This is a genomic window from Lysobacter sp. ESA13C (genome assembly GCF_019970005.1).
GTDB classification, from domain to species: domain Bacteria; phylum Pseudomonadota; class Gammaproteobacteria; order Xanthomonadales; family Xanthomonadaceae; genus Lysobacter; species Lysobacter antibioticus_B.
Genome location: NZ_JAHXYK010000009.1, coordinates 70,803 through 82,231, shown reverse-complemented (window position 1 = coordinate 82,231; position 11,429 = coordinate 70,803). Strand labels below are relative to the sequence as shown.

12 protein-coding genes are annotated in these 11,429 nt (G+C 67.2%); 7 read left to right on the top strand and 5 right to left on the bottom strand.

Going from position 1 to position 11,429, the window contains the following annotated elements:
* Positions 1–321: 321 nt before the first annotated feature.
* The 5 genes from LC490_RS17805 to asnS form a co-directional block, all read right to left on the bottom strand.
* On the bottom strand, positions 322–1,107 hold the full coding sequence (locus tag LC490_RS17805) for an SDR family oxidoreductase (RefSeq protein ID WP_031372479.1): 786 nt from the start codon (positions 1,105–1,107) through the stop codon (positions 322–324).
* 1 nt (position 1,108) lies between these two features.
* Positions 1,109–1,744: an FMN-binding negative transcriptional regulator gene (locus LC490_RS17800; protein WP_223621059.1), complete on the bottom strand. Its 636-nt coding sequence runs from the start codon at positions 1,742–1,744 to the stop codon at positions 1,109–1,111.
* A 10-nt stretch (positions 1,745–1,754) separates the two neighbouring features.
* Positions 1,755–2,093: a hypothetical protein gene (locus LC490_RS17795; RefSeq protein WP_223621058.1), complete on the bottom strand. Its 339-nt coding sequence runs from the start codon at positions 2,091–2,093 to the stop codon at positions 1,755–1,757.
* Entirely contained in the window at positions 2,093–2,398 is a 306-nt protein-coding gene (locus tag LC490_RS17790; RefSeq protein ID WP_031372476.1) for a hypothetical protein, read from the bottom strand. The genes LC490_RS17795 and LC490_RS17790 overlap by 1 nt, the downstream gene beginning before the upstream one ends.
* 274 nt (positions 2,399–2,672) lie before the next feature.
* Positions 2,673–4,073, bottom strand: a complete 1,401-nt coding sequence (gene asnS / locus LC490_RS17785; RefSeq protein ID WP_031372475.1) for an asparagine--tRNA ligase — start codon at positions 4,071–4,073, stop codon at positions 2,673–2,675.
* Positions 4,074–4,258: 185 nt separating this feature from the next.
* On the opposite strand from asnS, the gene LC490_RS17780 reads away from it, so the two are divergent.
* The 7 genes from LC490_RS17780 to LC490_RS17750 all read left to right on the top strand — a co-directional run bounded on the left by LC490_RS17780 (position 4,259) and on the right by LC490_RS17750 (position 11,371).
* Positions 4,259–5,392, top strand: a complete 1,134-nt coding sequence (locus LC490_RS17780) for a DUF2891 domain-containing protein (RefSeq protein ID WP_223621057.1) — start codon at positions 4,259–4,261, stop codon at positions 5,390–5,392.
* Between the two features lie 202 nt (positions 5,393–5,594).
* The gene (locus LC490_RS17775) at positions 5,595–5,933 is read left to right on the top strand and encodes an iron-sulfur cluster assembly accessory protein (protein WP_031372473.1); all 339 of its coding nucleotides are present in this window, start codon (positions 5,595–5,597) and stop codon (positions 5,931–5,933) included.
* A 212-nt stretch (positions 5,934–6,145) separates the two neighbouring features.
* Entirely contained in the window at positions 6,146–7,981 is a 1,836-nt protein-coding gene (locus LC490_RS17770; RefSeq protein ID WP_223621056.1) for a DUF885 domain-containing protein, read from the top strand.
* Between the two features lie 331 nt (positions 7,982–8,312).
* Positions 8,313–8,750, top strand: coding sequence for a 30S ribosomal protein S6 (gene rpsF, locus LC490_RS17765; RefSeq protein ID WP_031372471.1), 438 nt, complete (start codon positions 8,313–8,315; stop codon positions 8,748–8,750).
* A gap of 11 nt (positions 8,751–8,761) precedes the next feature.
* A complete protein-coding gene (gene rpsR, locus LC490_RS17760) occupies positions 8,762–8,992 on the top strand; it encodes a 30S ribosomal protein S18 (protein WP_031372470.1) in 231 nt (76 codons plus the stop codon).
* 177 nt (positions 8,993–9,169) lie between these two features.
* A complete protein-coding gene (rplI, locus tag LC490_RS17755; protein ID WP_031372469.1) occupies positions 9,170–9,622 on the top strand; it encodes a 50S ribosomal protein L9 in 453 nt (150 codons plus the stop codon).
* 336 nt (positions 9,623–9,958) lie between these two features.
* Entirely contained in the window at positions 9,959–11,371 is a 1,413-nt protein-coding gene (locus tag LC490_RS17750) for a replicative DNA helicase (RefSeq protein WP_031372468.1), read from the top strand.
* The last annotated feature ends 58 nt before the right edge of the window (positions 11,372–11,429 follow it).

Genomic DNA, 11,429 nt, shown 5'->3' with positions numbered 1-11,429 from the left:
ACCTTTCTTTTGTTGCTTATGACAAAAGAAAGTAACCCGCCGCTTTAGTGGCGGAAGCTTTTGGCATTTGATCCTGATCTTGATCTTGCGGGAGCGATGCGCCGCGAGATTGAAACAGCGCGGTCGCGGCTTGTGACCGAAGGAAATCCAGTAGGACGCCGCTCCTACCCTCGCGGAAACACGCCGCTTCGATGCGCGGCACCGGCGTTGTTGCTTCTGCGCATCCCGCGGTCGCGGCTCACGCCGCTCCTACAGTGGGATAACGCTGGATTCGGCGCGTGTTCGCTCCCTTAGGACGACGGCATTCGCCCAACCGTCAGATCAAATCGACTGCATCCGCCCACCATCCACCGCCAGGCTCACGCCGTTGACGTAAGCCGCGGCCGGCGAACACAGGAAGGCGATGCAGGCGGCGATCTCGCCAGGGGCGGCGAAGCGGTTCGCCGGTACGGTCTTGCGCATGGCTTCGATCACGGCCTCCTGCGTTTGGCCGCTGTTGCGGGCACGGTCGCCGATGATCTGTTCGATGCGCGCGGTCTGGGTGTAGCCAGGCAGGACGTTGTTGACGGTGATGCCGTCGGCGCCGAGTTCGCGCGACAAGGTCTTGGCCCAGCTCGCAACGGCGCCGCGGATGGTGTTGGACACGCCGAGGCCGACGATCGGTTCCTTGACCGAGGTCGAGATCACGTTGACCACGCGGCCCCATTGCGCCGAACGCATGCCGGGCAGCACCGCGCGCACCAGGGTCTGGTTGGCGAGCAGGTGGCGCTGGAAGGCGTCCAGATAGGCGCTGTCGAGGGCGGTATGCGCCGGGCCGCCAGGCGGGCCGCCGGTGTTGTTGACCAGGATATGCACCGGCTTGCCGGCTGCGAGCGCTTCGACCTGGGCGGCGAGGGTGGCCGCGTCGGCGACGTCGGCGGCGATCCAGCCGTGCGCCTGCGCGCCGCTGCGCGGCAAGGCCTCGGCGACCGTGGCCAGGGCGTCGGCGCGGCGCGCCAGCACGGTCACGTCGCAGCCCAACAGGGCCAGCTCGTGCGCGGCGGCGCGGCCGATGCCTTCGGAGGCGCCGCAGACCAAGGCGTGCTTGCCGCTCAAGTTCAGATCCATATCAGTCTCCGCTGCTCGGTAGGGCCATGCGCTCGCGCATCAGGGCGGCGACCGCGCGGCTGTCGTCGCGGTCCTGCGCCTGCAACTGGGTGGCGACGTTTTCGCGATTGGCCAGGGGATGGTTCTGGCTGAGTTTGAACTTGAGGGTGATGCGTTCGACCTTGAAGCGGAAGCCGACGATGCCGCGCAACTGCCGGCGCAGTTCCTCGCGCTCGACCTCGAAGCGCCAGTCGCTGCCGACGCGGCTTTCGTGGCGGACGCTGAGGTCGTCGACGAGTTGGGCCAGGCCGGCCTCGTCTTCGAAAGTCTGCAATTCGCCGTGCAGGTGGGCGATGGCGTAGTTCCAGGTCGGCACCCGCGCCGCGCTTTCCTTGTCGGTGTACCAGCCTGGCGACACGTAGGCGTGCGGGCCTTGCAGGATCGCCAGGGCCGGGCCGGCGTGGCGCGCCTGCGGGTTCGGGCGCGCCCAATGGCCGCGCAGTTCGACTTGCTCGCCGTCGCGCCGATACAACAGGGGCAAGTGGCTGATCGTCGGCGCGTCGTCGCGCACGGTGATCAGGGTGGCGAAGTCGTAGGCGTCGGCCAGGCGGTCGAGCGCGCCCAGGTCGGTTTCGGCGAAGGCGCGCGGCAGGTACATGGCGTCGGGCTCAGTGGCGCTGCGGCAGTTTCTGGATCATCAGCGTGCCCAGCGTCTCGTCGTCCTGGGCTTGCGGGGGTACCAGCTCGTCGAGCGCGAAGCCGCGTGCCTGCGCGTCCTCTTCGTCCAGGCCTTCGAGCTCGACGAACTCGGCGTCCATGAGCGCGGCGCGGGCGGTGTCTTCGCTGTCGTAGGACAAGGTGTTGGCGTCGCTGTCGAAGACTTCGGCGGTGCCGGCCTCGCGTATGCGCAATCGCGCCCAGACCACGGTGCGGCCGAGCGTGGCCAGCCACCATTGGCCTTCGCCGGAAGCCGGGGTGGAAGAAGTGTCGTACTCGTTTTCGGTCATCAGGGCACCATCATGGAAAGCAGCCAGAGCAGGCCCGCGCAGGCCAGCGAAGCGAACACGATCAGCAACGAAACCCGCGCCGGCGTGGCCAGGCCGTCGAGGTTGCGGTCGCTCGCGGCGCGATAGCGCTGGCGCAGCAGCCAGCCCCATGCGGACGGATTGGCGAAGGCGGCCTCGCCGAGTTCGCCGCGCAAGGCCGGATGGCGGTCGCGCAGGTGGACCAGGGCCAGCGGCCAGAAGATCGCGAACGCGCAGAACGCGGAGATCGCGATGCCGACGAAGGTCAGGGCCAGGAACAGGATCACGTACGTCTTACCTCTGTGGCCCAAGGGCCTGAATCGATGCCGGAAGCCATCATGTGCCGCGGCCGTGGCGGGGTAAAGCGGCGGGGAGTCGCGGGCGCTACCGCCCGATCATGCCGAACTTCCGGGCCGTCATCCCCGCGCAGGCGGGGATCCAGGGCCCTTCGTGCGAGAGCCTGCAAGGTTGTTGGATCCGCGCCTGCGCGGAGATCACGGGCACGGAGCGAACCGAGCGATGTCGCCACGAACACGGCCGCAGCACGCCGGCACGGGCGGATCAGAACTCGGCGCTGCCCGGTGCGCGCGGGTAGGCGATCGCGTCGCGGATGTTGCTCAGGCCGCACACGTAGACCACCAGGCGCTCGAAGCCGAGGCCGAAACCGGCGTGCGGCACGGTGCCGTAGCGGCGGAAGTCGCGGTACCAGTCGTAATGCGCCGGATCCAGGCCGAACTGCGCCATGCGCGTGTCGAGCACGTCGAGGCGTTCTTCGCGCTGGCTGCCGCCAATGATTTCGCCGATGCCGGGCGCCAACACGTCCATCGCCGCGACGGTCTTGCCGTCGTCGTTGAGGCGCATGTAGAAGGCCTTGAAGTGCTCGGGGTAGTTCAGCACCACCACCGGGCGGCCGACGTGCTGCTCGGTCAGCCAGCGCTCGTGCTCGGTCTGCAGGTCCAGGCCCCATTCGACCGGGAACTCGAACTTCTGCCCCGACTTCTGCAACAACGAGATCGCATCGGTGTAGTCGATGCGTTCGAACGGCGAGTTGACGAAGGTCTCCAGGCGGGTGATCGCATCGGGCTGGACGCGCTCGGCGATGAAGGCCATGTCGTCGCCGCGCTCGTCGAGCACCGCGCGGAACAGGTACTTGAGGAAGTCCTCGGCGACCCGCGCGTTCTCCATCAGGTCGGCGAAGGCGATCTCCGGCTCGATCATCCAGAACTCGGCCAGATGGCGGGTGGTGTTGCTGTTCTCGGCGCGGAAGGTCGGGCCGAAGGTGTAGACCTTGCTCAGCGCCAGGCAGTAGGCCTCGACGTTGAGCTGGCCGGACACGGTCAGGAAGGTTTCCTTGCCGAAGAAGTCGCGCGAGAAATCGATCGCACCGTCTTTCTCGCGCGGCAGGTTGGCCAGGTCCAGGGTCGAGACCCGGAACATCTGGCCGGCGCCTTCGGCGTCGGAGGTGGTGATGATCGGCGTGCTGATCCAGTAGTAGCCGTTCTCGTGGAAATACCGGTGCACGGCCTGCGACAGGCAGTGGCGGATACGGGTGACCGCGCCGAACAGGTTGGTGCGCGGGCGCAGATGGGCGAACTCGCGCAGGTATTCCAGCGTGTGCGCCTTCGGCTGCATGGGGTAGGTGAGCGGGTTCTCGACCCAGCCGACCACCTGCAGGCTGGAGGCCTGGATCTCGTAGTTCTGGCCCTGGCCCTGCGAGGCGACCAGGATGCCGGTGGCGATCACCGAGCAACCGGCGGTGAGGTGTTTGACCTCCTCGTCGTAGTTGGACAGCGTATTCGGCGCCACGACCTGGATCGGTGCGAAGCAGGAGCCGTCGCTGACGTTGACGAAGCTCAGTCCGGCCTTGGAATCGCGACGGGTACGCACCCAGCCGCGTACCGTGACTTCGCCGCCCGCCGGAATCTTGCCCGCGAGTGCCTGTTCGACGCTAACCACCGTCATGTGATGCCGCCCCAGCGCGTTGAAAAGTAAAGGACGGCGATGATAACGGATGCTGCCGGCACAGGGCGTGCCGGTCGCCGCGGCCTTAGACTGCGTTTTGGACCACGGGGGCGAGGCGCGGCATGAATCGGGTTTGGCGATGGGGCAGGCGATGGGGACGCGGGTGGGCCGGCTGGATGCTCGCCATGGCGGCGGCCGCGACATGCGCGCAGGCGGCCGCAGCGGCGCCTGCGCCGGAGCCCCTGCCGGTGGTCGTGCTCGACGAGGCACGCGCCGGCCATTTCGCCGGTCTCGCGCTGAGCTGCGTCGGCCGCGAATACCCGAACAAAATCAGCCATCGCCTCGAAGGCGCCAAGGACGTGGCCGCGCCGAGCAAGCTGTATCCGGCCTTCTACGGCTGCTACGACTGGCATTCCTCGGTGCACGGGCACTGGTTGCTGGCGCGGCTGGTCGAGCGTTTCCCGCAGGCGCCGTTCGCCGCGCCGGCGCGGGCCGCTCTGGCGCGCAACCTGACCGGCGAGAACATCGCCGGCGAACTGGCGTATCTGCGCCGCAGCAGCGACGAGACCTTCGAACGCCCCTATGGCCTGGCCTGGTTGCTGCAATTGGGCTCGCAGTTGCGCGGCTGGGACGACCCGCAGGCGCGGCAATGGGCGGCGGCGCTGGAACCGCTGGAGCGCGAAGCCGCTGCGCGGCTGCTGCGCTGGCTGCCGAAACTGACCCGCCCGATCCGCGTCGGCGAACACAGCCAGACCGCGTTCGCCTTCGGCCTGGCCCTGGACTGGACCCGCCGCAGCGGCGACCAGGCGCTGCGCGACGCCCTGATCGCCCGCTCGCGCTTCTTCTACCAGGGCGACCGCGACTGCCCTTTGGCCTATGAGCCTTCCGGACAGGACTTCCTTTCGCCGTGCCTGGCCGAAGCCGATCTGATGCGTCGGGTGCTGGCGCCGGACGAGTACGCCCGCTGGCTGCGCGAGTTCCTGCCGCAGGTGCCGCGCCGCGCTCGCGCCGACTGGCTGGTCCCGGCCGTGGTGCTCGACCCCGAGGACGGCAAGCTCGCCCATCTCGACGGCCTCAACCTGAGCCGGGCCTGGATGCTGGAAGGCATCGCCGCCGGATTGCCGCCGCGCGATCGGCGCATCCGCGCCTTGCGTGCGGCCGCCGCCGTGCATCGCGAACTCGGCCTGATCGCGGTCGGCGACAGCCATTACGCCGGTGCCCATTGGCTCGGCAGTTTCGCCACCTATCTGATGGCGCCGCCGGATGCGGCGCCGGCCCCGGCCCCGGCCGCGGCGACCGGGGCAGGGCGCAGCGACTGAGGCGTTCAGGCCCGAAGCAGCGTCTTTGCCGGCGCTGCGACAGGCTGGCGGCGACAGGACGCCTGCTTGAACGCCGTCGCAATGCCGCCATATCGGGTACAGCCCGCCGATGCCAGGCTGCTACCATTCCGGTAGCGCCGATCCGGCCGCAGCCTTCCAGGACGCAGCCGGCATCGAGCACAACATTCTTACGAGTACCGCCATGTCCGTGACCCTCGCCCCCGCCGCGCTCGCACGTGTCCAGCATTTCCTGACCGAAACGCCGACCGCGCTGGGCCTGCGTTTCGGCGTGACCCGTACCGGTTGCTCGGGCTGGCAGCACATCGCCGACCTGGCCCGCGACGAGCGCGAAGGCGACACCGTGTTCGAGCAGGACGGCGTGCGCATCTACGTCGACCCGATCAGCCTGCCGCTGGTCGACGGCACCCGCATCGATTTCCTCAAGCAGGGCCTCGGCGAGATGTTCGTGTTCCAGAACCCGAACGCCGCCGCCGAATGCGGTTGCGGCGAAAGCTTCACCACCCAGGCCGACGCCGCCTGAGGTCGACCGGGGCAGGGCGGCGCCAGCCGATTACCGCTTCTGTCCGTATCGAGATCGCGCCTCGCAGCGGTCTGCCGCGTCGCGTTCTGCCCAGCTCGCTCGAAGGGCTTTGCCGGTTGCGGCCGGTGCGGCGTTGCCGCCAACTTTCGACATGCGGCAGCGGCGCGAGGCCGGGCTAGACTCGGCCGCTGGTCTCCTGGGGAATCCGCACCATGCTCCGTCCCGTTCTGCTCGCCGCGGCCATCGCCGTGGGCCTGGCCGCGCCGTTGGCCTCGATGGCCACGGCCGCGCCCGCCACTGCCGCATCCGCCACGCGCAATGCCAACGCCTCCACCGAGGCGCTGCATCGTTTGTTCGACGAGGAGTGGGAGCGCGGCCTGCGCGAGAACCCCGAAGGCGCCAGCTTCAACGGCGACAAGCGCTATAACGACCGCTGGACCGACGCCAGCCTGAGCGCGATCCAGGCGCGTCAGGAGAGCGACCGCCAGGCGCTGGCCAAGCTCAAGGCCATCGATCGCAGCCAGTTGTCGGAAGCCGACCAGCTCAACTACGACGTGTTCGGCTGGAACCTCGGCAAGAGCATCGAGCGGCAGAAGTACCGCGAATACCTGGCGCCGGTCGGGCAGAGCGGCGGCGTGCAGACCGCCGACGGTCTGGTCGAAGGCCTTTCGTTCGAGCAGGTCAAGGACTACCGCGACTGGCTCGCGCGCATGCGCGCCTTGCCGGTGCTGATCGAACAGAACCAGGCCCTGCTGCGCGAGGGCGCCAAGGCCGGCATCACCCCGCCGCGCGTGCTGATGCAGCGCGTGCCGGGCCAGATCGCCAAGCAGATCGTCGACGACCCGAGCAAGAGCCCGTTCTACAAGCCCTTCAACCGCTTCCCCGACAGCGTGCCGGCGTCCGAGCGCAAGGCGCTGCAGGCCGAGGCGAAGAAGGTCATCGCCGAGACCATCGTGCCGGCCTACCGCGAGTTCGGCAGCTTCTTCGAGAAGGAGTACCTGGCCGCGGCGCGCACCAGCATCGCCGCCAGCGACCTGCCCGACGGTAAGGCCTATTACGATTTCCTCGCCGCCGATTTCACCACCACCAATCTGAGCGCCGATGCGATCCACAAGATCGGCCTCAAGGAGGTCGCGCGCATCCGCGCCGAGATGGAGAAGGTCAAGGCCGAGGTCGGCTTCAAGGGCACCCTGGCGGAGTTCTTCACTTATTTGCGCAGCGACCCGAAGTTCTTCCATAAGACCCCGGCGGCGCTGCTCGAGGCCTACCAGGCGATCTCCAAGCGGATCGACCCGGAGCTGGTCAAGATTTCCAAGCTGATCCCGCGCCAGCCCTACGGCGTACGCCCGATCCCCGACAACGTCGCCCCGGACACGACCACGGCGTATTACCTGCCGGGCGCGGTCGACGGCACCCGGGCCGGCTACTACTACGTCAACCTGTACAAGCCCGAGGTCCGCCCGACCTGGGAAATGATGCCGCTGTCGTTACACGAGGCGGTGCCGGGCCATCACTTCCAGTTCGCCCGCGGCCTGGAGCTGCCGGACGCGCCGATGTTCCGCCGCACCGGCTACTTCGTCGCTTACGGCGAGGGCTGGGGCCTGTACGCCGAGCGCCTGGGCTACGACATGGGCCTGTACGACGACCCTTACGACCGCATGGGTCAGCTGTCCTACGACATGTGGCGCGCGGTCCGGCTGGTGGTCGACACCGGCATGCACAGCAAGGGCTGGAGCCGCGACAAGGCGATCAAGTTCTTCATGGACAACGCCCCCAAGACCGAGCAGGACGTGGTCAACGAGATCGACCGCTACATCGGTTGGCCGGGCCAGGCGCTGGCCTACAAGATCGGCCAGCTGAAAATTTCCGAGCTGCGCGAGCGCTCGCGCAAGGCCCTCGGCAAGGACTTCGACCTGCGCGATTTCAACGATGAGGTGCTGTCGACCGGCTCGGTGCCGCTGCAGGTGCTGGAGAAGCACATCGATGCCTGGATCGCGGCGAAGAAGCCGGCGCCGGCGAAGGCGCCCGCCAAATCGAAGAAACGCTGATCTCTTGAGGTGCTGAGATAGGAGCCGGAGCCCGGCCCATGGGTAGGAGCGGCGCAAGCCGCGACCGCGACAAGCCGGGCGGCGGCGAAAGGCGCGGCGGCTGATAGCGCCCGGTCGGCGGCTCGCGCCGCTCCTAGCCAAAGCCGGCCGCGCAGGCCTTCGCAGGCAAATACCGCACCGCATTGCACCTAAGCCCTTGTCCTGCCATACTTTCCGGCTCTCGAACGGCCCAAGGCCGGTCGGGACCTTGCTCCACCGCGTCCGCATCCGGACCCCGGGGGGCTGAACCGGGTCGCCATCGGCGATCCATCATCCACAAGGAAACACACCCATGCGTCATTACGAAGTCGTGTTCCTGGTCCATCCGGACCAGAGCGAGCAGGTGCCGGCCATGATCGAGCGCTACAAGTCGCTGATCGAAGGCGGCGAAGGCAAGATCCACCGTCTCGAAGACTGGGGCCGCCGTCAGCTGGCCTATCCGATCGAGAACCTGGTCAAGGCCCACTACGTCCTGCTGAACATCGAAGTCACCCAGACGGTGCTCAACGAGCTCGTCGACGGTTTCCGTTTCAACGACGCCGTGCTGCGTCACCTGGTCATGAAGCGCGACGACGCCGACACCGAGCAGTCGCTGATCATGAAGTTCAAGGACGAGAAGGGCGACAAGCCCGAGCGCGGCGAGCGTGGTGAGCGTCGTCGTCGTGACGACGATAGCGAGACCGCCGTCGGCACCGCCGACAACGCCGACGACAACGCCGAAGCCGCCTGAGGATTGCCCCCATGTCCAAGTTTTTCCGCCGCCGCAAGTTCTGCAAGTTCACCGCCGAAGGCGTCAAAGAGATCGACTACAAGGATCTCAACACCCTGCGCCAGTACCTGACCGAGACCGGCAAGATCGTGCCGAGCCGCGTCACCGGCACCAAGTCGAAGTACCAGCGCCAGCTGGCCACGGCGGTCAAGCGCGCTCGTTTCCTCGCGCTGATCCCGTACACCGACAACCACAACGCCTAACGGCGTTGGAGTGAATGGCGGCTTTGCCGCCTTCGAGGAGTGAGCAACGAGAGAAAGCTTTGCTTTCGATCACTTCTCACTCCTCTCAACTCACTCCTATCGATTCATTCCTCGCTTCTTCGGACAGCGAATCCCGCTGCGGACCTACAGGCCCGCTAACGAACACGGAGCAAGACCATGCAACTGATCCTCCTGCAGAAAGTCACCAACCTCGGCAACCTCGGCGACAAGGTCAACGTCAAGCCGGGCTACGGCCGCAACTACCTCGTGCCGCAGGGCAAGGCCGTTCCGGCCACCGCCAGCAACCTGGCCGACTTCGAAACCCGCCGTGCGGAGTACGAAGCCAAGGCCAAGTCGCTGCTGGAAGGCGCCGAAGGCCGCAAGGCCCGTCTGGAAGGCGCTTCGGTGACGGTCCACGCCAACGCCGCGACCGAAGGCAAGCTGTACGGCTCGGTGACCCCGCGCGATATCGCCGAGGCGCTGACCAAGGCCGGCTTCGAAGTCGGCAAGTCGGAAGTGATCATGGGCGAAGGCCCGATCCGTCGCACCGGCGAATACGACGTGCTGATCCACCTGCACGCCGACGTCGAAGTCACGGTCAAGGTCATCGTCGCCGGCGAAGCCGCTTAATCGCGACCGCCCGATCGTAAGACTGCGAAGGGCGCCGAAAGGCGCCCTTCGTTTTTTCCGCGGGCGTCGGATCTCCGGGCAGGCCCCTGGCCGTCGCAGTCTGTGCGACGCGCTCGTGACATAGAAAGGGCAAGTTGTCCCCTTCTTATCCACAGGGTTATCTGCAACGGGCACGACCCGATCGCGACTACGATGCGTGTCCGGCCTCCTTCCTGCGACGTCGACCGACACCCATCGACGCCGATCCCCGGATCGCCGGCGCCCTCACCAGCCCCTGAGCCTTGATCGGCTCGATTGGCCGCACACGCGGCCGAACGACGAGGATCGTCTTTCCCGATGAGCGCACGTGGCGGATTCCGTAGCGAAAAACGTTTCGAGACCCGCGCCGAACAGCGCGTGGACCAGCTTCGGGTGCCGCCGCAATCGATCGAGGCCGAACAGGCCGTGCTCGGCGGCCTCATGCTCGCGCCCGACGCCTACGACCGGGTCGCCGACCAGATCGTCGAGGAAGATTTCTACCGCCGCGATCACCAACTGATCTACCGCGCGATCCGCGACCTGGCCGAGAAGAGCCGGCCGTTCGACGCGGTGACCCTGGGCGAGTGGTTCGACTCGCAAGGCCTGTCCGAACAGGTCGCCGGCGGCGCTTACCTGATCGAACTGGCCAGCACCACGCCGTCGGCCGCCAACATCACCGCCTACGCCGAGATCGTTCGCGACAAGGCGGTGATGCGCAAGCTGATCGAAGTCGGCACCGAGATCGTCAACGACGGTTTCCAGCCCGATGGCCGCGACAGCGGCGAGATCCTGGCCAAGGCCGAGCAGCAGGTGTTCGCGATCGCCGAAGCCGGCGCCCGCGGCCGCACCGACTTCACCCCGGTCACCAAGGCGCTGTCGGAAGCCTTCGACGTGCTGCAGACGCGCTACGCCAGCGGCGGCGCGGTCACCGGCCTGGCCACCGGCTACACCGAATTCGACGAGATGACCGCCGGTCTGCAACCGACCGACCTGTTGATCCTGGCCGCGCGTCCGGCGATGGGCAAGACCACGCTCGCGCTGAACATGGCCGAGTACGCCGCGTTCCGCAGCAAGAAGGCGGTGGCGATCTTCTCGATGGAAATGTCGGCGAGCCAGCTCGCCCTGCGCCTGATCTCCTCGGTCGGCCGCGTCAACGCCCAGCGCCTGCGTTCGGGCCAGCTCGAGGACGAAGACTGGAGCCGCGTGACCAGCGCGATCCGCCAGTTGCGCGAAGCCAAGATCTTCATCGACGACACCCCGGGCCTGTCGCCGGAGGTGCTGCGCGCCAAGTCGCGCCGCCTCAAGCGCGAGCACGACCTGGGCCTGATCGTGATCGACTACCTGCAGCTGATGTCGGTGCCGGGCAACAGCGAAAACCGCGCGACCGAAATCTCCGAGATCTCGCGTTCGCTCAAGCACCTGGCCAAGGAACTCAACCTGCCGGTGATCGCGCTGTCGCAGCTCAACCGCTCGCTGGAACAGCGCGCCGACAAGCGCCCGGTGATGGCCGACTTGCGCGAATCCGGCGCTATCGAGCAGGACGCCGACGTCATCATCTTCATTTACCGCGACGACTACTACAACAAAGAGACCTCGCCGGACAAAGGCCTGGCCGAGGTCATCATCGGCAAGCAGCGTAGCGGCCCGACCGGCTCGCTCAAGCTGAAGTTCTTCGGCGAGTACACCCGCTTCGACAACCTCGCCCACGACAGCATCGGCTCGTTCGAGTAATCCTCGGGCGCCGAGCCAGAGGCTTCAAACAAGACACGACGACGGCGCCTCGACGGCG